At 68.4% G+C, this 21,600-nt stretch carries 23 protein-coding genes; 13 read left to right on the plus strand and 10 right to left on the minus strand.

Translation table 11 applies throughout. The features are described from left to right. The 5 genes from NDI86_RS14540 to NDI86_RS14560 form a co-directional block, all read left to right on the plus strand. On the plus strand, positions 1-781 hold a 781-nt coding region (locus tag NDI86_RS14540), incomplete at its 5' end, for a DUF7973 family transport facilitator (protein WP_310901164.1). 61 nt (positions 782-842) lie between these two features. Then, complete coding sequence (locus NDI86_RS14545; protein WP_310901165.1) at positions 843-2,009, plus strand: AAA family ATPase; 1,167 nt, start codon at positions 843-845, stop codon at positions 2,007-2,009. Between the two features lie 115 nt (positions 2,010-2,124). Further along, positions 2,125-2,913, plus strand: coding sequence for a TetR/AcrR family transcriptional regulator (locus tag NDI86_RS14550; RefSeq protein ID WP_310901166.1), 789 nt, complete (start codon positions 2,125-2,127; stop codon positions 2,911-2,913). Positions 2,914-3,056: 143 nt separating this feature from the next. Then, the gene (glpK, locus tag NDI86_RS14555; RefSeq protein WP_310901167.1) at positions 3,057-4,592 is read left to right on the plus strand and encodes a glycerol kinase GlpK; all 1,536 of its coding nucleotides are present in this window, start codon (positions 3,057-3,059) and stop codon (positions 4,590-4,592) included. Between the two features lie 181 nt (positions 4,593-4,773). After that, on the plus strand, positions 4,774-5,394 hold the full coding sequence (locus NDI86_RS14560; protein ID WP_310901168.1) for a hypothetical protein: 621 nt from the start codon (positions 4,774-4,776) through the stop codon (positions 5,392-5,394). Here NDI86_RS14560 and NDI86_RS14565 read toward each other — a convergent pair. Further along, a complete protein-coding gene (locus NDI86_RS14565) occupies positions 5,375-5,950 on the minus strand; it encodes a response regulator (protein ID WP_310901169.1) in 576 nt (191 codons plus the stop codon). The two genes, NDI86_RS14560 and NDI86_RS14565, sit on opposite strands and share 20 nt — an antisense overlap. A 126-nt stretch (positions 5,951-6,076) precedes the next feature. On the opposite strand from NDI86_RS14565, the gene NDI86_RS14570 reads away from it, so the two are divergent. Beyond that, entirely contained in the window at positions 6,077-6,364 is a 288-nt protein-coding gene (locus tag NDI86_RS14570) for a DUF8006 family protein (RefSeq protein ID WP_310901170.1), read from the plus strand. Here NDI86_RS14570 and NDI86_RS14575 read toward each other — a convergent pair whose 3' ends face one another. Continuing rightward, positions 6,365-7,216, minus strand: a complete 852-nt coding sequence (locus NDI86_RS14575) for an NAD(+)/NADH kinase (protein WP_310901171.1) — start codon at positions 7,214-7,216, stop codon at positions 6,365-6,367. It abuts the gene before it with no gap. Positions 7,217-7,323: 107 nt separating this feature from the next. Here NDI86_RS14575 and NDI86_RS14580 point away from each other — a divergent pair, with 107 nt between their 5' ends. Together NDI86_RS14580 and NDI86_RS14585 are read left to right on the plus strand one after the other, a co-directional pair. Further along, positions 7,324-8,430, plus strand: coding sequence for a KaiC domain-containing protein (locus NDI86_RS14580; protein ID WP_310901172.1), 1,107 nt, complete (start codon positions 7,324-7,326; stop codon positions 8,428-8,430). Between the two features lie 50 nt (positions 8,431-8,480). Beyond that, the gene (locus tag NDI86_RS14585) at positions 8,481-8,924 is read left to right on the plus strand and encodes a universal stress protein (RefSeq protein WP_310901173.1); all 444 of its coding nucleotides are present in this window, start codon (positions 8,481-8,483) and stop codon (positions 8,922-8,924) included. A 28-nt stretch (positions 8,925-8,952) separates the two neighbouring features. Here the strand turns inward: NDI86_RS14585 and NDI86_RS14590 are convergent, their stop codons facing one another. The 3 genes from NDI86_RS14590 to NDI86_RS14600 all read right to left on the minus strand — a co-directional run bounded on the left by NDI86_RS14590 (position 8,953) and on the right by NDI86_RS14600 (position 12,180). Then, positions 8,953-9,384 carry a universal stress protein gene (locus NDI86_RS14590; RefSeq protein ID WP_310901174.1) on the minus strand — a complete coding sequence of 144 codons (432 nt, stop codon included), beginning with the start codon at positions 9,382-9,384 and terminating at the stop codon, positions 8,953-8,955. A 41-nt stretch (positions 9,385-9,425) separates the two neighbouring features. After that, positions 9,426-10,130 carry a Bax inhibitor-1 family protein gene (locus NDI86_RS14595; RefSeq protein ID WP_310901175.1) on the minus strand — a complete coding sequence of 235 codons (705 nt, stop codon included), beginning with the start codon at positions 10,128-10,130 and terminating at the stop codon, positions 9,426-9,428. Between the two features lie 178 nt (positions 10,131-10,308). Further along, positions 10,309-12,180 (minus strand): ATP-binding protein, encoded by a 1,872-nt coding sequence (locus tag NDI86_RS14600; RefSeq protein WP_310901176.1) that lies wholly within the window; start codon positions 12,178-12,180, stop codon positions 10,309-10,311. 89 nt (positions 12,181-12,269) lie between these two features. On the opposite strand from NDI86_RS14600, the gene NDI86_RS14605 reads away from it, so the two are divergent. Further along, positions 12,270-13,061, plus strand: coding sequence for an endonuclease/exonuclease/phosphatase family protein (locus tag NDI86_RS14605; protein WP_310901177.1), 792 nt, complete (start codon positions 12,270-12,272; stop codon positions 13,059-13,061). Positions 13,062-13,098: 37 nt separating this feature from the next. Beyond that, positions 13,099-13,434: a DUF7113 family protein gene (locus tag NDI86_RS14610; protein WP_310901178.1), complete on the plus strand. Its 336-nt coding sequence runs from the start codon at positions 13,099-13,101 to the stop codon at positions 13,432-13,434. On the opposite strand, the gene NDI86_RS14615 is transcribed toward NDI86_RS14610, so the two are convergent. After that, positions 13,431-14,684 carry a DNA double-strand break repair nuclease NurA gene (locus NDI86_RS14615; protein WP_310901179.1) on the minus strand — a complete coding sequence of 418 codons (1,254 nt, stop codon included), beginning with the start codon at positions 14,682-14,684 and terminating at the stop codon, positions 13,431-13,433. The two genes, NDI86_RS14610 and NDI86_RS14615, sit on opposite strands and share 4 nt — an antisense overlap. A 129-nt stretch (positions 14,685-14,813) precedes the next feature. On the opposite strand from NDI86_RS14615, the gene NDI86_RS14620 reads away from it, so the two are divergent. Continuing rightward, a complete protein-coding gene (locus NDI86_RS14620) occupies positions 14,814-15,728 on the plus strand; it encodes a calcium/sodium antiporter (RefSeq protein ID WP_310901180.1) in 915 nt (304 codons plus the stop codon). Here the strand turns inward: NDI86_RS14620 and NDI86_RS14625 are convergent, their stop codons facing one another. Beyond that, positions 15,729-16,121: a DUF7522 family protein gene (locus NDI86_RS14625; RefSeq protein WP_310901181.1), complete on the minus strand. Its 393-nt coding sequence runs from the start codon at positions 16,119-16,121 to the stop codon at positions 15,729-15,731. Positions 16,122-16,297: 176 nt separating this feature from the next. Between NDI86_RS14625 and gpmI the strand changes: the two genes are divergently transcribed. Next, positions 16,298-17,857, plus strand: coding sequence for a 2,3-bisphosphoglycerate-independent phosphoglycerate mutase (gene gpmI, locus NDI86_RS14630; protein ID WP_310901182.1), 1,560 nt, complete (start codon positions 16,298-16,300; stop codon positions 17,855-17,857). Here the strand turns inward: gpmI and NDI86_RS14635 are convergent, their stop codons facing one another. After that, on the minus strand, positions 17,858-18,511 hold the full coding sequence (locus NDI86_RS14635) for an RNA 2'-phosphotransferase (RefSeq protein ID WP_310901183.1): 654 nt from the start codon (positions 18,509-18,511) through the stop codon (positions 17,858-17,860). A gap of 139 nt (positions 18,512-18,650) precedes the next feature. Between NDI86_RS14635 and NDI86_RS14640 the strand changes: the two genes are divergently transcribed. Beyond that, a complete protein-coding gene (locus NDI86_RS14640; RefSeq protein ID WP_310901184.1) occupies positions 18,651-19,196 on the plus strand; it encodes an iron transporter in 546 nt (181 codons plus the stop codon). 34 nt (positions 19,197-19,230) lie between these two features. On the opposite strand, the gene nadC is transcribed toward NDI86_RS14640, so the two are convergent. Next, positions 19,231-20,046, minus strand: coding sequence for a carboxylating nicotinate-nucleotide diphosphorylase (gene nadC / locus NDI86_RS14645; RefSeq protein ID WP_310901185.1), 816 nt, complete (start codon positions 20,044-20,046; stop codon positions 19,231-19,233). Then, entirely contained in the window at positions 20,046-21,599 is a 1,554-nt protein-coding gene (locus NDI86_RS14650) for an L-aspartate oxidase (protein WP_310901186.1), read from the minus strand. Before NDI86_RS14650 ends, nadC begins: the two co-directional genes overlap by 1 nt. Position 21,600: the final 1 nt, after the last annotated feature.

Genomic DNA, 21,600 nt, shown 5'->3' on the forward strand with positions numbered 1-21,600 from the left:
GAAGCAGGACGGCGCCATGCCGCCCCAGGAGGACGGCGGCTACCACCCCGGTAAGGACATCGCCTACGCGCTCGGTACGCGCCCCGACGTCCTCGCCGTCGGTGGTATCTTCGGTATCTTCGGTGCCGTCACCCAGACGCTGGCCGCGAACCTCGTCGCCACGGCGGTGGCGTTCGACACCATCGCGTTCACGGTGTTCTTCTCCGCCCTGGTCCACCGGGTCGTCTTCGGCTACTCGCTGTTCGGTTCGCCCGGCGGCAGCGGCTACTTCGACATGACCCCCTTCGAGAACGGCGAAGAGGTCGCCGCCGACGGCGGGAGCGAAGTCATGCGCCCGGCCGTCGAACCGTGGCTCCCCCACCAGTACACGTGGGGCAACGTCGCGATGATCGGTCTGGTCGCGGGCCTGCTCGGTGGCTTCCTCGTCATCTCGACGGGCAGTGTCTTCCTCGGGTTCGGTATCTCCGCGGCCTCGCTCACGTTCCTGAACCTGGGCGTCGAGAAGATTCCCGTCACCCACCACATGACGCTACCGGGCAGCGCCGGCGCGGCCGCCCTCGTCGCCGACCCGACCGGCTCGTCACAGGTCGTCGCAATCCTGATCGCGGCCGTCTTCGGCATGGCCGGCGCCCTCGTCGGCGAGGCCGGCCAGCGTGTGTTCTACGCACACGGCGACACCCACGTCGACCCGCCGGCCTTTGGCATCCTCGTCATGTCGCTGCTCATCGGCGTCCTGACACTCGCCGGTGTGACCGCACGGGGGCTGTACGTCCCGTTCTAGACAGTCCGACGGCGGTCGGATTTTTTCGCGACCCACGAACGCCCAACCCACTGTCCCACCGATGAACATCGATACGCGAATCAGACGACGGCAGGACGACGCCGGGCTCGTCCGCGACGAAGCGACCATCAGCCCGGTCAGCCACATCGCCGACCCGGTCGGTCGGGGCCCGACCTTCGAAGCGCTGCTCGACTACCTCGACCCGGTGCTCGACGGCGCCCTCCCGCCCGACGCCTACGTCTGGGGGCCCGCCGGCGCAGGCAAGTCCGCCGTCGTCACCGCCCTCTTCGCCCACCTCCGTCCCCGCCGCTCCCGACGGGGCTCCATCGTTCACACCGCGACGCGCCCCCGGGCCGCCCGCGAGCGGTCCCAGTCGTTCGTCTACGTCGACGCCCGGGCCGCGACCACGGACTTCGCCCGCTATCACGCCATCCTCGACGGCGTCGTCGACGAGTCGGTCCCGACACAGGGCGTCCGCACCGACGCCCTGCTGGACCGGCTCCGGGACACGCTCTGTCGGTCGTCCCGCCGCGCCGTCGTCGCCGTCGACCACGTCGGCGAGTCGGAGACCTGCTCGCTTTCGGCCCTCGAGGCGGCGCTCGCGCCCCTCGACGGCGCCCTCGCGTGGGTCGCTATCGGCCGTGACCGCCCCACAGACCTGGACGGCGACCCGCCCGCGACACGCTTCGAGGTGCCGGCCTACGAGACGCGGACGCTGGCCGACGTCGTCACGACCAGGGCGATGGCGGGGCTGGACGCCCGCGCGCTCACCCACCAGCAGTGCCGTGACCTCGCCGCGTGGGCCGACGGCGACGCTCACGACGCCCTCGCCGCGCTCTTTGCCGCCGCCGACCGGGCGAGCGAGCGCGGCCGGGCCCGCGTCGAGGACGACGATATCGCTCACGCGTGCGAGGCGACTCCCCGTCACGCTGTCCCGCTCTCGCAGGTGCTCACGCTCGCTCCCAACCGCCAGCGGGTCCTGCGCGAACTACTCGACGTCCGGCCAGCGGACCGCTCGTCGGTCGAGGAGACGGCCGCCGCTATCGCCGCCGGCGTCGACCTCTCGGCCGGGACGGTGCGACGCTACCTGTACGAACTCGCAGACGACGGCATCGTCGAGCGGGTCCGCACCGACGGGTCGACGAGCGGGCGCCCCCCGAGCCGCGTCGAGCCCCGCTTTCCGACCAGCGTGTTCCGGCGGCTCTACGAGGCGGAGACGCAGGGGTGAGCCGCCGTCACCGTCGGGTGTCGCCGTCCACGCGCGTCTCAGAACCCACCGTGACCCCCGCGGGCTGCGGACGGTATCACGAAAGTATTTGAGCGTCAGCGGAATAGGCTCGGGTATGGCCGGCGACGCTGCATTCGGTGGCGAGGCCACCGACACGCGCGAGGAGATAATGCACGCCACCTACGTCGCGCTTCAGAAGTACGGCTACGCCGGTATCTCTATCTCACGGCTCGCCGAAGAGGCCGGCCTCTCGAAGTCCTCGTTCTACCACCACTTCGACGGCAAACACGACATCATGCTCGCCTTTGCCGACTACATGCTGGCGGACTTCGAGCGGGCCATGGGGACCGAATCCACCGGCGACCCGGTGGAAGACCTCTACACGTTCCTCAATCTCATCCTCGGCGTCTACCCGACCGAGCGGTCGGCGCCGGACCACGTCGAGCGACTCGGCGCGTTCCTCGAACTGCGCTCGCAGGCCATCAACGACCCCGAGTTCCGCCAGAAGTTCACCGAGAACCCGGACCGGTACGTCGCCCGCCTGACCGAGATTATCGAGGACGGCATCGAGCAGGGCGTGTTCAACGACGTCGACGCCGAGCGGACCGCGACGTTCTTGCTCACCATCGTCGACGGCATCATCGTCGAGGCCACGACGCGGACGGACGACCGGCGCGAGGAGCTCTGGGTGTGTCTGAGCGAGTACATCGAGAGCCACCTCGTCCGCGAGCGGCGGGACTCCGAGATCGCGAGCTGGCGGCAGCGACCGGGCCGGCTGACGACCGGTGGGACCGAGAACAACGCCGACCCGCGGCTGACGACGGGGAGCCCGGGCGGCCACCCGTTTTTCCCGTCGAAGCCGCTGGAGAAAGACCTTCGCGACCCCGACGAGACCGAGGAGTAGCCCGCCCCGGCCCGAGTGCCCCACACTCCCGACGTGACTCGTTTCGGTGTGGAAGAAGCCTAACTAATCCTATATAATGGCCGTTCCCTAACTTTAATATGTCAATCAGTTGTTCTTTCGAGCACGCGGAGTTGTGATACACAATGACAACAGACACCTACGTCGGTGCGATAGACCAGGGAACGACAGGTACGCGGTTCATGGTGTTCGACCACAGCGGGCGGGTCGTCACCAGCGCCTACGAGAAACACGAGCAGATTTACCCGGAGCCAGGCTGGGTCGAGCACGACCCGATAGAAATCTGGCAGAACACACAGAGTGTGGTGACCACGGGTCTCGAGGAAGCTGACCTCGACCCCGAGCAGCTCGAGGCCATCGGCATCACGAACCAGCGCGAGACGACCATCGTCTGGGACGAGGCGACCGGCAAGCCGGTCCACAACGCACTCGTCTGGCAGGACCGTCGTACGACGGACCGCGTCGAGGAGATCCAAGACGAGGGGAAAGTCGAGTGGATTCGCGAGAAGACCGGGCTGGAGTGTGACGCCTACTTCTCGGCGACCAAGACCGAGTGGATTCTCGACAACGCCGAGCCACTGAAGATGGAAGCCTCCCGCGGCGAGGACGTTCGCAAGCGAGCCGAAGAGGGGGAACTTCTCATGGGAACCCCCGACACGTGGATAATATACAATCTGACCGGCAACCACATCACGGACGTCTCGAACGCGTCGCGGACGATGCTGTACAACATCCACGAGATGGAGTGGGACGACGAGCTCCTCGACGAGTTCGGCGTGCCAGCGTCCATGCTACCGGAGGTCCGTCCCTCTTCGGACGAGGACACCTACGGTTCCACGGACGCCGACGGCTTCCTGGGCGCCGAAGTGCCGGTCGCGGGCGCGCTGGGTGACCAGCAGGCCGCGATGTTCGGCCAGACCTGCTTCGACAAGGGGGAGGCGAAAAACACCTACGGGACCGGCGCGTTCTACCTGATGAACACCGGCAACGAGGCCGTCGAATCGGACCACGGCCTCCTGACCACCGTCGCCTTCCAGCTGTCCGGTGAGCCGGTCCAGTACGCGCTGGAGGGCTCCATCTTCATGGCCGGCGCCGCCATCGAGTGGCTCGAAGACGTCGACCTCATCAACAACGCCGCCCAGACCGCCGAGCTGTCCCGTTCGGTGGATTCGACCGACGGTGTCTACGTGGTGCCCGCCTTCACCGGCCTGGGTGCGCCCCACTGGGACGGGCGCGCACGCGGTACCATCGTCGGCATGACGCGTGGGACGCGCAAGGAGCATATCGTGCGTGCCACCCTCGAGTCCATCGCCTACCAGACCCGTGACCTCGCGGAGGCGATGGAAGCCGACTCCGGCGTCGAGACGGAGACACTCCGGGTCGACGGTGGCGCGGTCAAGAACAACTTCCTCTGCCAGCTCCAGTCCGACATCATCCAGACGGACATCGCGCGCCCGGAGGTCGACGAGACCACCGCGCTCGGTTCCGCCTACGCCGCCGGCCTGGCCGTCGGCTACTGGGACACCGTCGAGGAACTGCGTGACAACTGGCGTATCGACCGCGAGTTCAGCCCCGAGAAGTCCGCCGAAGAGGTCGACAAGCTCTACGACCGCTGGGACGACGCCGTCGAGCGGTCCCTCGACTGGGCACAGGCGGAATAACTGTCGACGGGCCGCTGCGTCTGCGGTCCGCCCTCCGACCGCACGGTGACCGCTGGCACACTCCTGTTGCTCGCCGCCATCGGCGTGAAACTCGTCGCAGACGGGGCCTCGGCGCTGTGATGGCGCGCTCTCGGCCGTGTCCCGAAAGAGGTTAACAGGTGGACTCACGAGTGCCACCCATATGAGCGAGCGGCCAAGCGGCGAGACCGGCAGCGGGCCACAGTTCGAAAGTCTCCTCGCCGTCGTGGGGTGGATTGCGGTCGGCGCGGTATCGCTCGCCGCCGTGTTGCTCGCCCTCGACAGCGTCGTCGCCCTGCCGTTCTCGCGGGAGGTGGCACTCGGCCTCGGCATCGCGCTCGGCGGCGGTATCGGCGGCGTCGCCCGCCTGTTCCGGGTCGACGAGCGCGCCGAACGCCCCGACCAGACCATGACGGTCGACGTCGACCCCGACGAGACGACGGCGCCGGAGCCGGCGGACCTCTTCGACGGCCATCCCGACCCCGTGCTGTACTACGCCGCCGAGGGCCACGGGGCGGTCGTCCGGGCGGCCAACGAGGCCTTCGGCGAGACGTTCGACGTTCCGGTGGACCGCATCGAAGGGACGCCGCTCTCGGAGGCGCTGCTGGTCACCGGCGAGGGGACGGTCGCCGCCGACGCCGTCACGGCGGGCGGGCTCGACCGCGTCGTCGACTGCGAGACGGCAGTCGGGACCGAGCGGGTCCGGCTCAGAACGATAACGAACGGCCAGACCGGCTACCTGCTGTACACTCCCCGGAGCGAACTCAGCTCGGCCGGCGAGTGATGTCCCGAAACGCGGTGTCGATATCGTCGAAATCGGAGAGCGCGTCGTCCATCTCCGACTGCAGCGTCTCGGCCCGCGCTTCGAGCGACTCGACGCCGTCGTTGTCGTCGAGCGTCTGGGCCGTCTTCTCCCCTTTCAACAGGGCGAGTTTCGACGTGACCTCCAGATACTCCGCGAGCCGGTCGTCGTACCGCCGAGCGGCCAGTTGCTGGTCGATGGCCGCCACCAGGTCGTCTTTCTCGACGGGCTTGCAGAGGTAGTCGTCGAAGGGCATCTCGATGATGTCGAAGTCGGGGTCCACTGCGGTTATCATGATGACGCGTGTCGAGACGTCGCGGTTGCGTATCTCAGCTAACACTTCGTCGCCACCGATGTCGGGCATCCGTCGGTCGAGCAACACCACGTCTACGTCGTCGTCGAGCCGCTCTAACGCGGCCGCACCGCCGTAGGCAGTCTCTGTCTCGTACTGGTTGCGGAGACGCAACGCGTAGACGTCCGCCACTTCCGCCTCGTCGTCCACGACGAGGACGGTTGCGTCCGCAGTAGACTCTGACACAGTAGCCTATACTGTTGGGTGCGGCCATATAATTATTGTGCGGGGCGCAACTGTTCCACGTGACGGTCCACAGGAAGCGCGTAACGGAACTTTAAAGATTGCGTCACGGCCAGATTCACCATAGGAATGCTCGCGCCACCGCTGCAAATCATCGACAGCTTTCTGCTGAACTACACCATCGGTGATGTCCTGTTGCTCGGGTTCGTCCTCGGTGCCGTCGGCATCCTGCCGACGCGGTCGCTCAAGATGCTGGGCGCCCACACCGTCTCTATCGGCGTGTTACTGTTGCTGATTCCCGCGTCGATGATGGCACCGAACGCCGGCAGCGTACTCACCTCCGCGTTCGCGTACAAACTCGTCGGGCTCGTCCTCGTCGCGCTCGCCCCGATTCTGTACTCGGTCGGTCGGAAGTAACTACCGCAGTTTTCCCAGCGCGGTGAAGAAGTCGAGCGGCGGGCCGGCCAGCCGAATCGGCTCGCTCGCCCGCGTCAGCGTCACTCGCTCCGGCGGCGACACCGCCTCTCTGATACGGCCGTCACTGACGACACACCCCTCGTCGGCGCCCGAGAGCGACACCGTCACGTCGCTGTCGACGTCGGCGACGAGCGGCGGCATCCCGTCGCTCTGTGCCATCCCTGTTATCACTATCCCCCCGACCGCCGGGTGGACGAGCGGTCCGCCCTCGCTCAGGTTGTAGGCCGTCGAGCCGGTCGGCGTCGCCACCAGCACCCCGTCGGCGTGGCCGCTGGTATATAACGAGCCGTCGACGCGGACCTCGAACTTCCCTCCCCCGCCGCTCCCCCGGTGGGAGCCCTGGACGACTACCTCGTTGAGCGCCGGCGAGAGCTCCCAGCCGTCGCCGCTGGCCCGGAGTCGGGGCATCGCTCTGGTCCGTGCGCTGCCGGTCTTCTGGATGTGTTCGACCTCGGCGACGACGGTCTCGATGGCCTCCTCGGGCGCCAGCGCGTTCAGGAAGCCCACCTCCCCGAGATTGACGCCCATGATGGGGGTCGAGCCGGCACCGCGGGCGGCATAGAGGAAGGTCCCGTCGCCGCCGATGCTGACGACCAGGTCGCAGTCGCTCATCTCGTCGACTGGCCGGGTCGACGGCGTCGCGGCGTTCCACGCCGCGTGGTCCGACAGCGCCCCGCCGGTCGTCTCGTCGACGGCGACGGTCGCCGAGACCCCGTGGAGCCGGTCGGTCAGCGTGCTCGCGAGCGCCATCGCCCGGTCGTTGTCCCGCTGTGCGACGATGCCGACGGTCATTGGTAGCCGTTCCCGCCGGGCGACTATAAACCCTCCACGACGGCAAGCTTATATCCGTCTGCAAGACAGTGTGCATCCATGGCTGTCCCTGGCCGGTGGTCGGGCGAATGAGCGAGGGCACGGACGACCGGGACGACGACTGGTTCGAGCGCGCGCTCGAGGAGGACCCCGAGGACGCGGACGCCACGGCCGACGAGTCGGTCGGTTCCGGCGGTGAAGCCGGTGACTCGGAGGGCGCGTCGGGCCACGACGGCGAGGCCGAGAGCCCGTTCGAGGACAGCGGGAGCGAGAGCCCGTTCGAGGACAGCGGGAGCGAGAGCCCGTTCGAGGACAGCGGGAGCGAGAGCCCGTTCGAGGACAGCGGGAGCGAGAGTCCGTTCGAGGACAGCGGCGACGACGCCGACGACGGCGGGAGCCTCTTCGGCGACGACTTCGCGACGGCGTTCGAGTCCGCCGGCGCCCCCGGCGGCGGTGGCGGCGGTTCGGACGCCGAGTTCGAGGACGAGGACTTCGATTCGGACATTCCCCGCATCGACGTGGGCATCGAGGGGCTCGACCGGATGATACAGGGCGGTATCCCGCGCCGGCACCTCATCGTCGCCATCGGCTCGGCCGGGACCGGCAAGACGACCTTCGGCCTGCAGTTCCTCCACCACGGGCTCGAAAACGGCGAGAACTGCGTGTTCATCACGCTCGAACAGTCCCACGCCGCCATCATGGGCACCGCCGACGACCGCGACTGGGGGTTCGACGCGTACGAGGCCGACAACCAACTGGCCGTCGTCGACCTGGACCCGGTGGAGATGGCCAACAGCCTCGACAACATCCGCGGCGAACTCCCCGGCCTCATCGAGGACTTCGACGCCGACCGCCTCGTGCTCGACTCCGTCTCCCTGCTAGAGATGATGTACGACAACCCGGCGAAGCGCCGGACCGAGGTGTTCGACTTCACCCGGTCGCTGAAGGCCGCTGGCGTCACGACGATGCTCACCTCCGAGGCCAGCGAGGACAACCCCTACGCCTCCCGCCACGGCATCATCGAGTATCTGACCGACGCCGTCTTCGTCCTCCAGTACGTCCGCTCCGAGACTCGGGAGACCCGCCTCGCCGTGGAGATTCAGAAGATACGCAACGCCAACCACTCCCGCGAGACCAAGCCCTACGAGATTACGATGGACGGCATCAGCGTCTACCAGCAGGCCAACATCTTCTGAAACGCGACCGGCAACCACGTTTTATCCGTCCCACCGGCGAACCGTCGGGCATGACGCTACTCGTCCCCTTCGACGGTTCGGAACTGTCCGAAGCCGCCCTCGAACGCGCCACCGAGTTTGCCGACTTCGCCGGCGAGGACGTGCTCGTGCTGACCGTCGTCCCCGACGAGGTTGAGTACGCCCTCTCGCGGAACTGGCTCGGGCCCGACGAGCCCTTCGACCCGGAGGCCGTCGCCGAGCGGTTCCGCGAACGGGTCGCCGACATCGCGCCCGAAGCCGAGTTCCGCCACGAGGTCCCCGAGGACGTGAGTTCGATGGCCTCGCTCAGGACGGACGTGATTCGGACCATCCGCGCGGTCGCTCACGAGGTCGAGGCCTCGGTCGTCTTCATCGGCAGCGAGAACGCCGGCCGCGTCTCCTCGCCGGTCTCGAGCGTCGGCGCCCCCGTCTCCGAGGACCCGGGGTACGACGTGTACATCATCCGCCATCCGTAGGCGCCCCTCGTCGTCCACCGGCGGCCGCTCACCGAACGACCGTCACCGGCACGGTCGCCCGGCGGACGACGACTTCGGCCACGCTGCCCAGCAGGAGCCGTGACATCCCCGACCGGCCGTGGCTCCCCATCACAATCTGGTCGATGTCGTGGTCGTCGGCGTACTCGACGATGGTCTTGCTCGGCCGGCCGACCTCGATAGCGCGCTCGACGCGCTCGGCGCCCGACTCGCGGGCGGCGGCCTCTAGCTCGTCGAAGCGCGTCCGGGCCTCGGCCTGTCGCTCCTCGAACCACTCCTCGGAGAACGACGGTACCGACGCCTGCGCGCTGTAGCCCGCCTCGGCGGGGTTGATGACGTGCAAGAGCACCACTGTGGCGTCTGGGAACTGCTCGACGGCGAACGCCGCGGCCGCGGCCGCCTGTTCGGAGCCGTCGACCGGGACGAGAATGCGCTTGCGCATACAAGCACTGCCACTACCGGCGGGCTTGAATGTTCGGCCCGTCAGGCGTCGAGCAGTTCGAGGATGCGCAGCACCCAGACGAGGACGTTGACGAACACGCCCATGACGGCGACGTAGATGCCGATGGCGTTGCGGAGGTCGCTGGCGTAGCGGTTCTCCTTGACCGCCCATATCTCGTAGGTCAGGCTGACGACGAAGGCGGCGAAGAAGACGAGGCTGGCGACTAGGATGAGCGCGGGCGCGACGAAGAAGGCGACCGCTCCGACCGCGAACCCGCCGACGAAGAGGTAAAACGAGTAGCTCTGCCAACTGGAGAAATCCTTCTCCGTGGTGAATACGACGGCGGCCACGGCGGCCGTGAGGGCGGCGGTGACGACTACGGCGATGCCGATGGCCGGGACGCGCAGCGAGGCGGCCGCCAGCCCCAGCACCGTGGCGCCAAAGAGGGCGTAGCCGACCTGCGTCAGCGTGAGGCCGGCCCCCGCCAGCGGTAGACTCCCGCGCTTGGTCCCCTTGCTCGCGACCCACGAACCGCCCCCGACGGTGACGGCGAAGACGGCGATACCGATGAAGAAGTTCCCGAACAGCACCGACCCGAGACCGACCACGGGCGGGACGTACGACAGCGCCAGCATCGCCAGGATGTTGACGGCGATGAGGCCAGTCGCCATCCCGATTATCTTCGTGAGGTTCCGGTCGACTGTGCCGGTCGCCTGTACTGTCTCCCTGCCGAATGACCCGCTCATATGCGGGGGAGAGACGACTGCGACACATGATTCTTTTCACACAGCAGGGGTGTGTGACGAGGGTTCACTGCGTTCGCCGTGACGAGATGGTTCGCCGTGCGAGCCATCTCACCACCGCTCACGGGTGTCGCTTCGCTCTACGTTCACGTTTCGGCGGAACTCACGTTGTTCGTTCCGCCTACTCCCTGCCGTGTCGGGTCACACACGTCGAGAGTCCAATCAACTCCACGGGCTCGGAGTTGTCGGGCGAGTAGACCACGCGCTGGCCCTTCTCCATGTAGGGCACCTTCGATTCGAGGTTCCTCGGGATGTTCACGGCCTTGATGGCGTCCTCGTCGCCGAGGTTCAACACCATGGTCGTGTTTATCTGCTTGAAGACGGGGTCGGCGATATCCTGAGGGTCCTGCGTGATGAGATAGAGGCCCAGGCGCTCTTTCCGGCCCTGCTTTGCGGCCTCGGTGAACTTGCCGATGACTTTCCGGCCCTGGACGCTGTCGGCGTCGGTGAGGAAGTTGTGGGCCTCGTCCATCCCGAGGACGAGGGGCGTCTCCTTGATGCGGTCGTAGGTAGGGTCGTTCGAGAGCTTCTGGTCGATGAGCAGGCTGGAGACGGCGAGGACGATGGTCGAAGCGGTCCGGGAGTCCGTGATGTGGTAGGTCGGAATCACGGTCAGTCCGCCGTCCCGGACCAGTTGCGAAATCTGGTCGGTGATAGGGCGGGCGTCCTGGTCGAAGACGCCGCCGAAGCCGCGAACCCGGCGCTTGACGGCGTCGAAGGTGGCCTCGTGGATGTCGCCGGTCTCGTGCAGTTCCTCCTTGAGCGCGGGGTCGCCCAGGAAGGTGAGGAACTGGTCGTAGGTGGCGCTGTGACCGTACTCGCGTTTGAACCGTGGCAGGAGGGTGTTCACCAGCGCGCCGTACTGGTTGTCGTTGAGACTGGACCCGGCGATGAGCCACGGGTTCGAGTGGACCAGCGAGAACGGGATGGTGAACTCGACCTGTTCGGCGCGGTGGTGGCTGGCGTTGTACTCGGCACCGGCGACTTTCGGCACGAACGCGATGGTGTCGTCGTGGCCGCCCGTCTTGACGCCCTCGCGCTCGCAGCGGCGGGCGAAGTTGGCGTCCATCTTTGGGTTGTCGTCGTGCATCTGGGCGTACTCGTCCTGGGGGTCGAACTGCACGACGGCGAGTTCGGGCGTGCGCCCGTCGCCCATCTCGTAGGTCCGACCCAGATACTGCCGGAGGACGTTCTTCGAGCTGTGGGTCTTCCCGGAGCCGGTGCCACCCGCGACCAGCGTGTGGCGGAAGACGAGCGGGTCGCCCGACTCGTAGTCGTCTTTCAGGCGGTAGTCGATGGTCGGGGGCTGGGCGCTGGTCTGGACCTTCTCGCCGCCGACGGAGAGGTGGCCCAGGAAGACGCCCTCGGCTGGAATCTTCAGCCCGGTCTTTATCTCGGACTTGTCGGTGGCCTCGCGGACGACCGTCTCGGGTTTGGGGACGCGGTCGGTCATCCGGCGCTTGAGGTCGCCGCCGTCTCGCGGCGTCGCCGCTCCGCCGTCCGAGCCGTCCTGCGCCCCGCCGTCGGCGTAGAGGACGGCGATGGGGTCGAGCGTCGCCATGAACTTGAAGTCCTGTTCGTCGATTTCCGCCTCCCGCATCGCGCGGCGGGCGTGGATTTCGGTGGCGTCGTCGGCGCGGAACTCCTGGGCGTACTCCAGGGCCGAGATGCGACAGAACAGCCGCTCGCCGTCGGGGTAGGGCACGAGCAGATACTTCCCCAGGCGGACCCGCGAGCGGTTCTGGACGGTGACGTACGCCCGGAGGTTGCACTCGTCGTCGTCCTCGCTGATGCGGAGCCCGTCGGCGGCCGAGAGGACGCCCAGGCCGGTGTCGGTGCCGGCCGGGGTCACGTCCATGCGCTCGAAGTCGTCGGACGCCGCCCTCTCGGCGTCCGCGTCGGCCGGCGGGTCCGTCCCGTCTTCCCCGTCGTCGGCCGACTCGCTCTCGTCGTCCCCGCCGTCGAAATCGGTGAAATCCCCGAGGTCGGACATACAGCCACCCACGGTAGCCTGGGATTAACACCTTTCCCCGGCGCGCCGGAAGTGGAACGCTTACCCTTCTGGCCCACAGACCGACCTACATGAAGCCGGTGCGGCTGATGTCGTTCAACGTTCGGTACGACACTGCCAAGGACGGAGTACACAACTGGGCCCACCGGCGGCGGCTGGTGGCCGACACCATCCGGTATCACGACCCGGACGTGGTCGGCGTTCAGGAGGCGATGACCCACCAGCTTCGGGAGCTAGAGGCCATGCTACCGGGCTACGAGTGGGTCGGTGACGCCCGCGACACGGCCGCGCCCAGCGGGGAGCACACCGCCGTCGGCTACCGGGAGGCGCGCTTTGACGCGTCCGAAACCGACACGTTCTGGCTCTCGGAGTCGCCCGAGACGGCCAACTCCGTCGGCTGGGACGCCCGCCACCCGCGGGTCGCGACCTGGGTGCGACTGTGCGAGCACGGCGCCGACCGCGGGCTGGTCGTACTGAACACGCATCTGGACCACTACGGCGAGCGCGCCCGGCGGGAGGGCATCGCGCTGGCGCTGTCGCGCCTCGGCGACGTCGTCGACGACGAGGCGGTCGTCGTCTGCGGGGACTTCAACTGCGTCGTCGGCGGCCCGGCCCACGCCGCCGCCAGCGACTACGCGCTCCCCGACGGTCGACGCCTGCGCGACAGCCGACGGCTCGCGCCGTGCTGTCACGGCCCGACGACGACTCGGACGGACTTCGAGGACCTGTTGCCCGACATGGGCATCGACCACGTCTTCGTCAGCGAGGACACCGCGGTCACCGGCTGGTCGGCCGTCACCGACCGCGACGACACGCACTACGCGTCGGACCACCTCCCGGTCGTCGTCGACTGCGAGTTCTGAAGTGACGCTTTTGCCGACCGGGCCCCTATCCTATACCATGTTACTCGTTCGCGGCAGCGCCGGTGGGGCCGGCCTGACCGGCACGCTGTACGAACCGGGGGAGGAATCGCCGTCGTACCGGGGCGCGCCCGACGGAGCGTCGCCGTACGTCTGGGTCTGTGACGCCTTCTACGAGGTCGAGAGCGGGGGCCAGCCACAGCGCATCGGTGACCGGGAGCTGCGCGTCGCCTTCGAGTCGCCGGTCCTCAGAGGGTTCGACGACCGCGAGACGGCACTGGAAGCGGCGAGAGAGCACGTCAGGACCCAGTTCGCCCGGCTGGGTGTCCCCTCGGACGACGTCATCGTGACGGTCAAGCCGGTCGTCGACGCCTAGAACTTCTCCTCGATGGCGCCCCAGCGGAGGTCGTTGTAGGATGCGTCGCGGTCCGTCTCGAACTCCCGCTCGATGCGTCTGGTGAGCTCCTCGCTGCCCCGTCGGTCGATGCTCGCGAGTTCGTCGGCCTTCGCGACGGCCAGCGGCGGGCCCTGCTCGGCGGCCACGTCGTGGAGTATCTGGCGCGCCAGCCGTTCCCGGCGCTCGGGGTCTTTCGTGAACGCGTATGGGGCTTCCACCCGGAAGACGAGGTCCGTCCGGGGGTCGTAGATGACGAAGAAAGTCACCTCGTAGGCCTCGGGGTCGAGTTCGCGGTCGATACCGAGGGCGTCGCCGTCGGCGGCCATCACGCCGTCGGTCCCCCCGCGAGAGCGGAACCAGTTGGTACAGGTCAGCGCGTCCGTCCGGCGCTCGCCGTCGCCGTCCCGACGTTCGAGGACGTGCCGGAAGAAGGCGCTGTCGCTGGTCCAGGGCGCCGCCGTCTTCTTGCGGACGACGCGGGTCAGCGGTTTGCGCGAGGAGGTCTTGACAAAGCCGACCAGGGGGACGTCTCTCTCGACGAACCGCTCGACGAGTTCGACGTAGTTCCCGACGACCGTCTTCGGCCGGTCGTCCTCCGCCAGCAGTTCGGCGAGTTCTGTGTCACGGTCGGCCCAGCGGAGCAGGCCGGTCGGATAGATGGGGCCGTCCAGCACGAAGAGGTCCTCGACGGCGTCGGCGTTGAGCAGGGCGTGTTCGCTCTCGGCGAGGTACAGCGCCAGCGCGTGGACGACCCGCTGTTCGAAGCGGTCGACCTGCGGGGCGTCGAGCACCCGCCGGCGGGCGTAGCCGCGGTCGTCGGCCCGCCACTCGCCGTCGAACGCGAGCGTCGCGTCGTTCGAGTGGACGGCCATGATGATGGTCCGACCCCGGTGTAAGTCCACGTCCGACGGCGTCGCGCTCATGGCGGCCTGGGCCACGTCCAGCACCAGCCCGTTCTTGAACGTCGTCGGGTTGATGGTCCCCGAGTCCAGCCCGTGCTGGGTCGGGAACGGCGGCTCCTCCAGGGCGACGTCCTCGATGGGCACCAGCCGGCGGCGTTGCCCGCCCAGCGGGACGAGAATCTCGCGGCCGTCGGTGTCGTACAGCGGGGAAAGAAACGACTCCCACACCGTCTCGGCGGCGGCCCCCTGGTCGCTCGTCTCGACGGTCGCCCGGACCTGCCCCGCGAGCTGGGCGATTCCGTCGACGTGCACCGGGTCCAGCGTCATGTGCCAGCGTTCGCTGGCGAGGGCATAACTCTGGTGGGGCGGCGGGGGAACAGTTAGGGGGGTTCTGTCGCTACGCTACCCCAGTGCTATCGCAACCGAATCCGCGCCGCGCCGTCGGAGGGGACTGACGTGGTCGTCTTCGACGTGCTCTACGTCGGCGTGGCGGCCGTCGCGCTGTGGTTCGGCGCCGACCAGTTCGTCACCGGCGCCTCGCGGGTCGCCCGCCGGCTGGGCGTGCCGGGGCTGGTCATCGGCCTCACCGTCGTCGCTTTCGGCACCTCGGCCCCGGAGTTCGCGGTGACGATAGACGCCGCCCTCGCGGGCCAGTCCGACATCTCGGTGGCCAACGTCGTCGGCTCGAACGTCCTGAACCTGGGGTTCATCCTCGGCGGGGTCGCCCTCGTGCGGGCGCTTGCCACCCCGGGGACGCTCGTGCGCCGCGACGGGCTCTTGCTCGTCGGCTCAACGGCGCTCCTGCTGGCCGTCGTAGTCGACGGTCGGCTCTCGGCCCTCGAGGGCGGCCTGCTGTTCGCGTCGCTGCTCGCGTACCTGGGCGTGCTGGCACGGTCGGAGAGCGGCGGCGTGACGACCGCGACCGAGCCGTTCCACCCGCCCGACGCCGCCCGACTGGTCGTCGGTCTCGCGCTCGTCGTCGGCGGGGGACACCTGCTGGTGGTCTCGGCCGTCGACATCGCGCGGGTCGCCGGCGTCTCCGAGTGGGTCATCGGGCTCACCATCGTCGCTGCCGGCACCTCGCTGCCGGAGTTCGCCACCTCCCTCGCCGCCGCCCGGGCCGGCCGGACGGGCATCTCCGCCGGCAATCTGGTCGGGAGCTGTCTCTTCAACGCCCTCGGCGTCGTCGGCCTGGCCGCGCTGGTCCACCCCCTCGACGTCTCGCCGGTCGGTGTCGAGGGGACCGCGTGGCTGCTGGGAACGACGGTCCTGGTGGTGGTGCTGTTCCACACCGGAGAAACGCTCAGTCGACTGGAAGGCGCGTTGCTCGTCGCGCTCAACGCGGCGAACTGGCTGCTGAACCTGTTGTGACTACTCTTTCCCGGACTCCTCGCGCAGGAGCCGTTCGATGGCCTCGGCGATTTCCTCGTAGGAACCCATCGAGAGGCCGTCGGTGGTGATGAGCACGCCCTGGCGCTCCGTGGTCGCCCGCAGCAGATAGCCGTTCTCGAAGGCTCGGACGGTGAACTTGTACTCGCCAAGTTCGGACTCCTGGTAGGCGTTCTTGGTCTGTTTGTACCCCTGCCACTCGTGGCCGACGAAGTCGTTGAGGTCGGCGTCCTGCTGCAGGTCGTCCCGCAGATACAACTGCTCGAAGTTCGCCCGTGTGAAGTAGGTCACCGAGCGCAGTGAGTCGCCCGTCGCTGTGCGCGCCGTCGTGACGATGGCGTCGGCCAGGTCGTCCGAGAGGATATTTCGCGTCATGCGCGTTAGGTGACGGGCCACCCTCTTAACCTCGGTGTTCCCGGCTATCGAACGTGATAGTCTCGGTCAGCGCCGCTGAAATCGTGCGTCGTTGGGGGCCGGGCGCGACCACCGACAGCCCGTCTCAGAGGTGGCCGACCGAAGGGCTATTACCCCGTTCGCGTGACCAATCTAGTATGCAAGTCGGGCTCGTCATCCTCGACGGCTGGGGACTGAATCCAGACACAGATGTACGGGACGCCGTCGCCGCGGCCGAGACACCCAACTTCGACAGGTACCGGGAGGACGGCGCGGACTCGACGCTGACGACGCACGGCCGCCGCGTCGGACTGCCGGAGGGCCAGATGGGCAACAGCGAGGTCGGCCACCTCAACATCGGCGCCGGCCGCGTCGTCAAGCAGGACTCGGCCCGCGTCACCGACGCCGTCGCCCGCTCGCGGGGCGAGAGCCCGCCGGACGAGCAGGACCCCGACCCGCCCTTCTTCGAGAACGAGGCGATTCTGTCGGCCTTCGACTACGCCGAGACCAACGACGGCAAGGTCCACTTCATGGGACTGGTCTCGGACGGCGGCGTCCACTCCTATCAGGACCACCTCCACGCGCTCATCGAACTCGCCGACGAGCGCGGCACCGAGGCGGTGACTCACGCCTTCACGGACGGCCGGGACACCTCGCCGAAGGGCGGCGAGGGCTACCTCTCGCAACTGGCCTCCCAGGCCGAGAAACACGGCACCGGCCACGTCGCGACGGTGACGGGGCGGTACTACGCGATGGACCGCGACCAGAACTGGGAGCGCACGCGCCGCGCCTACGACGCCGTCGTCGACGCCGAGGGGGACCACGAGGTCAGCGCCGCCGTCTCCGCGGCCACCGAGTCCTACGCCCGCGACACCACCGACGAGTTCATCGAACCCACAATCGTCGGCGACTACGCGGGCATGGACGACGGCGACGCGGCCATCTTCTTCAACTTCCGGTCGGACCGCGCCCGCCAGCTCTCCCGGATGCTCGCGAACATCCGGCCCGACGCGTGGGGCGCCGACACCGAGCCGCCGACGATTCGGCTGGTGACGATGACCCAGTACGACGCCACCTTCGACCTCCCCGTGGCCTTCCCGCCGAACCAGCCCGCCGACACCTACGGCGAGGTGCTCTCCGAGGCCGGGCTGACACAGCTCCGGCTGGCCGAATCGGAGAAGTACCCCCACGTGACCTACTTCCTCAACGGCGGCCGCGAGGTGGAGTTCGAGGGCGAGCGCCGGGAAATCGTCCAGAGCCCGGACGTGCCCACGTACGACCTCCAGCCGGAGATGAGCGCGCCCGGCGTCACCGACACCGCTATCTCGGTCATCGAGTCGGAGGACCCCGATGCCCTCGTGTTGAACTACGCCAACCCGGACATGGTGGGCCACACCGGCGACTTCGACGCCGCCGTCGCGGCCGTCGAAGCCGTCGACGAGCAACTGGGTCGGCTGGTCGAGGCCATCCACGGCGCCGGCGGGCACGTCCTCGTCTGTGCCGACCACGGCAACGCCGACGACATGGGGACCGAGGACGACCCCCACACCGCACACACGACGAACCCGGTGCCGTTCGTCTACGTCGCGCCGGACGGCACCGCTGGCGGCCTGAGCGCCCGCGACGGCGGCACGCTCGCGGACCTCGCCCCGACTTTGCTCGCGCTCATCGACGTGGACCAGCCCGACGCGATGACCGGCGAGCCGCTGGTCGAGTAATCAGTCGTCGCGCCGGCTGAGATACGCCGGCGGGACGTGGTCGGTGGTGTAGGTCGCCGCCCCGCGTTTCGCGATGTCGTGGCCGTCCCGTTCCATCGCCGCCGCGTCGACGCCGAAGACGACGGGCTCGTCGTCGTGCCGATACCCCACGTCTCTCGCCGTCTCGACGCTCTCTGAGAGGTGGACCCGCTGGCGACTCATCGGTTTGAGACCCGCGTCGAGAATCGCGTCGACGTTCCGACGCGCGGTCCCGTGATAGAGGGTGGCGGGGACTGGACTGTCGTCGTCCTCGATGGTCACGTCGACAGAGTGCCCGTAGGCCGCCCGGACGCGGTCCGGTGCAGTGCCGAAGCCGGGGTCGCGCTCGAACCGCCCCTTCGGGTCCGTCGCCAGAACGCCCGCGACTATCTCGCGGTCCGGCCAACTGTACTTCGAGCCGACGGCGTCGACGAGGGCGGGCAGCGGCGCCCACCCCGCGCCGTCGAGTTCGATACCGGCGTCGTCGGGGAAGTGCCTGAGTGCCCCCGAGACGAACTTCGAGAGCTGTCGGCGGCGGCCGCCGTCGACGACGTGCTCGCCCGTCCGATTGCAGCGTGGACACGTCTCTCCCTCGAAGAACCCGTGGTCCGGACAGGTCCGAACGTCTGCTGGCATCAGTACTCACTCGTTTGCCGGCGGACAAAAGCGTCTCGCCGCTTACCGCTCCCCGTCGTGGGGTTCGGCGCGTCTCCGACTCGCGACTCGCGCTGTGCCAGCAATGCATTTTCCCGCCTCAGGCGATTATATCAACTCGATGTCTGATACTCCGGAGAAACAGCCAAGCGACGAGGTCGACATCAATCAGATACAGCAGTCCCGGACCGAGGGCCAGGCGTACCTGACCTCGGCGACGTATATGACCGAGACTGTCGCTCACGACGGCGGGACGACGACCGCCGGCGATTATCTGGTCGGCTACGCCCAGGAGGAGGCCGAACCGCTCTATCGCCTCGCCGGCGAGGGGGAGTTCGAACTCGTCGAACCCGACGACGAGAACTGTCACCTGGAGGTCATCGTCGCCGACCGCGCGGACCATCGGTTCGTCCCGTACTGCGACGTCTCGATTACGCTGGACCGCGACGGCGAGAGCTACGGTCCCTTCGACCTCTCCTTCCTCTGGCACCCCGGGGTCTACCACTACGGGGCGAACCTCGAGGTGCCCGAGAGCGGGACCTACGACCTGCACGTGACCATCGAACCGCCGGAGTTCCACCGCCACGACGAGACGAACGGGGACCGGTACGGCGAGACGGTCGAGGTCACGTTCGAGGAGATAGCCGTCGAGACCGGACAGGACTGAGTGTCACCGTCCCGACAGCTCGCGGTTCGGGTCGCTATCCGGTCCGAAAGGAGAGGTCCAGCGTCGGTGCGGAGTGGGTCAAAGAGCCCATCGAGACGACGTCGACGCCCGTCGCGGCGTAGTCCGGGACCGTCTCGACCGTGACGCCGCCGCTGGCCTCGGTCAGCGTCTCGCCGTCGGTCTCTGCGACCAGTTCGACCGCCCGCTCGGTCTCGGCGGGGCTCATGTTGTCCAGCAGGACGATGTCGGCCCCGCACTCGGCCGCTCGCGGGGCGTCCGTGACCGTCTCGACCTCCACGTCGAGTTGTGTGGCGAAGGAGGCCCGGTCGCGGAAGTGCGAGATGGCCCCTTCCAGTCCCATCTCGGCGACGTGGTTGTCCTTGACCATCACCATGTGGGAGAGGTCGAGTCGGTGGGTGTCGCCCCCGCCGGCCGCGACGGCGCGCTTCTCGACGCCGCGAAGCCCCGGCGTCGTCTTGCGGGTGCCGGCGATAGCGACGTCGTCCGACACGTCGCGGGCCGCCGCCACCGCGGCGGCGGTCTTCGTGGCGATACCCGACGCGTGGCCGACGACGTTGACGGCGACGCGCTCGCCCCGGAGCACCTCGCGGGCCGGTCCGTCGACGGTGAGGACCACGTCGCCGGGCTCGACGGGGTCGCCCGGTTCGATTTCCAGCGCCGGCTCGCAGTTCAGATACGAAAAGACGGCCTCGGCGGCCGCCAGTCCCGCCACTGTCCCGGCTTCCTTGGCGACGAGACGGCCCTCGGTGTCGCCCGGCACGTCGTTGGTCACGTCGTGGTGGCCCACGTCCTCGCGGAGCCACCGTTCGACGTCGGCGTCCGTAATCATCAGTCGGCGGTGGGCTCCGGGGCGTCGACGAGGTTGTGCGTGCCGACGGACTCGTCGTTCTCGCTGGCGTGGCGGGCCACGAGCAGCGCCGTCACGCTGGCGTGGCGCAGCTCGTACAGCGACCGGCTCGTCCGCGTGCGGACGTATGCGTCGACCTCTCCCTTGAGTCGGCGCAGCAACGCCATCGCGCGACCGAGTTCGGCGGGGTCGCGCTCGACGCCCAGTTGCTCGTCCATCACCCGACGGAGCCGGTGCAGCTTGTCGCTGGCGAAGCGGGCGGGAAGGTCGGGGTCCCGTTCCAGCAGGTCCGGTGCCTCGATAGGGTCGATACCGTTGCCGGCGGCGTCCTCGCCGGCGCGCAGCCCCCAGACCAGCCCTTCCAGCAGGGAGGTCGAGGCCAGTCGGTTCGCGCCGTGGACGCCGGTTCGGGAACACTCCCCGACGGCGTAGAGCCGGTCGAGCGAGGTCCGGCCGCGGTCGTCGACGCTGACCCCGCCACAGAGGAAGTGCTCGGCGGGCGCGACCGGGATGCCGCCCTCGTAGTCGATACCGTGGCCCACACAGCGCTCGGTCAGGCCGGGGAACTTGGCGGCGAAATCGAGCGGCGAGACGTCCAGACGGACCTCGCCCGTCGCCTCCCGCTCGGCTTTCACAGCGCGGGCGACCACGTCGCGGGGTGCGAGTTCCGCGTCCGCGTGGTAGTCGGGCATGAACCGCTCTCCCTCGCCGTTGCGGAGCAGCCCGCCTTCACCGCGGACGGCCTCGCTGACGAGGAAGACGCCCGAATCGTCGGCCTCGTCGCGCTCGGCGGTTTCACCGCCTCGCTTCGAGGCCCGCTGGGCCTCGCTCGGTACTGCTACTGTCGGATGGAACTGGACGTACTCCATGTCCGCCACGTCCGCACCCGCGAGCGCGGCCATGGCGATGCCGTCGCCGGTGGCGTCGTCGGGGTTGGTCGTCCGCGGGTAGAGGTCGCCGATGCCGCCCGTCGCGAGGACGACGCTGCCCGCGTAGTGGGGGCGGACCTCACCGTTGTACTCCAGCATCGCGCCGTGGACCCGCCCCTCGTGACGAACCAGTTCGAGCGCGGCGGTGTCGTCCAGAATCTCGACGCCGTCGTGGGCGTCCAGATAGTTCAGGAACGGGACGTGGATGTGCTTGCCCGTCGCGGCGTCGACGTGGAGGATGCGGTCCTCGCTGTGGGCGGCCTCGCGGGTGAAATCGAGGTCCTCGCCGTTGGCGTCGAATTCGACTTCGAGGGTATCCAGCAGCACGTCCTCGACGGCGTCGTTGGCGTTCTCGACGAGCACGTCGACGGCGTCGGGGTCGGCGGTGTCGTCGCTCGCCGCGAGGATGTCACGCTTGAACTGCTCGGGGTCGTCCCGCGAGACGGCGATGCCGCCCTGGGCCCACCACGAGGAGGCCCCCTCCGGCCGGGTGGCCTTCGTCGCGACGGTCACGTCGCCGCCCTCCCGCGTGGCGCCCAGCGCCGCCGCCAGCCCGGCGATGCCGGAGCCGACGACGAGGACGTCGGAGGTTTTCTGTGCAGACATG

The organism is Haloarcula onubensis (assembly GCF_031624605.1).
In the GTDB taxonomy this organism is placed as follows: domain Archaea; phylum Halobacteriota; class Halobacteria; order Halobacteriales; family Haloarculaceae; genus Haloarcula; species Haloarcula onubensis.

What these genes read in the sequence shown, in the direction of transcription:
- NDI86_RS14545 (WP_310901165.1), top strand. Translation starts at nt 843, where the DNA reads ATGAACATCGATACGCGAATCAGACGACGGCAGGACGACGCCGGGCTC.
- NDI86_RS14550 (WP_310901166.1), top strand. Translation starts at nt 2,125, where the DNA reads ATGGCCGGCGACGCTGCATTCGGTGGCGAGGCCACCGACACGCGCGAG.
- glpK (WP_310901167.1), top strand. Translation starts at nt 3,057, where the DNA reads ATGACAACAGACACCTACGTCGGTGCGATAGACCAGGGAACGACAGGT.
- NDI86_RS14560 (WP_310901168.1), top strand. Translation starts at nt 4,774, where the DNA reads ATGAGCGAGCGGCCAAGCGGCGAGACCGGCAGCGGGCCACAGTTCGAA.
- NDI86_RS14570 (WP_310901170.1), top strand. Translation starts at nt 6,077, where the DNA reads ATGCTCGCGCCACCGCTGCAAATCATCGACAGCTTTCTGCTGAACTAC.
- NDI86_RS14575 (WP_310901171.1), bottom strand. Translation starts at nt 7,216, where the DNA reads ATGACCGTCGGCATCGTCGCACAGCGGGACAACGACCGGGCGATGGCG.
- NDI86_RS14580 (WP_310901172.1), top strand. Translation starts at nt 7,324, where the DNA reads ATGAGCGAGGGCACGGACGACCGGGACGACGACTGGTTCGAGCGCGCG.
- NDI86_RS14585 (WP_310901173.1), top strand. Translation starts at nt 8,481, where the DNA reads ATGACGCTACTCGTCCCCTTCGACGGTTCGGAACTGTCCGAAGCCGCC.
- NDI86_RS14590 (WP_310901174.1), bottom strand. Translation starts at nt 9,384, where the DNA reads ATGCGCAAGCGCATTCTCGTCCCGGTCGACGGCTCCGAACAGGCGGCC.
- NDI86_RS14595 (WP_310901175.1), bottom strand. Translation starts at nt 10,130, where the DNA reads ATGAGCGGGTCATTCGGCAGGGAGACAGTACAGGCGACCGGCACAGTC.
- NDI86_RS14600 (WP_310901176.1), bottom strand. Translation starts at nt 12,180, where the DNA reads ATGTCCGACCTCGGGGATTTCACCGATTTCGACGGCGGGGACGACGAG.
- NDI86_RS14605 (WP_310901177.1), top strand. Translation starts at nt 12,270, where the DNA reads ATGAAGCCGGTGCGGCTGATGTCGTTCAACGTTCGGTACGACACTGCC.
- NDI86_RS14610 (WP_310901178.1), top strand. Translation starts at nt 13,099, where the DNA reads ATGTTACTCGTTCGCGGCAGCGCCGGTGGGGCCGGCCTGACCGGCACG.
- NDI86_RS14615 (WP_310901179.1), bottom strand. Translation starts at nt 14,684, where the DNA reads ATGACGCTGGACCCGGTGCACGTCGACGGAATCGCCCAGCTCGCGGGG.
- NDI86_RS14625 (WP_310901181.1), bottom strand. Translation starts at nt 16,121, where the DNA reads ATGACGCGAAATATCCTCTCGGACGACCTGGCCGACGCCATCGTCACG.
- gpmI (WP_310901182.1), top strand. Translation starts at nt 16,298, where the DNA reads ATGCAAGTCGGGCTCGTCATCCTCGACGGCTGGGGACTGAATCCAGAC.
- NDI86_RS14635 (WP_310901183.1), bottom strand. Translation starts at nt 18,511, where the DNA reads ATGCCAGCAGACGTTCGGACCTGTCCGGACCACGGGTTCTTCGAGGGA.
- NDI86_RS14640 (WP_310901184.1), top strand. Translation starts at nt 18,651, where the DNA reads ATGTCTGATACTCCGGAGAAACAGCCAAGCGACGAGGTCGACATCAAT.
- nadC (WP_310901185.1), bottom strand. Translation starts at nt 20,046, where the DNA reads ATGATTACGGACGCCGACGTCGAACGGTGGCTCCGCGAGGACGTGGGC.
- NDI86_RS14650 (WP_310901186.1), bottom strand. Translation starts at nt 21,599, where the DNA reads ATGTCTGCACAGAAAACCTCCGACGTCCTCGTCGTCGGCTCCGGCATC.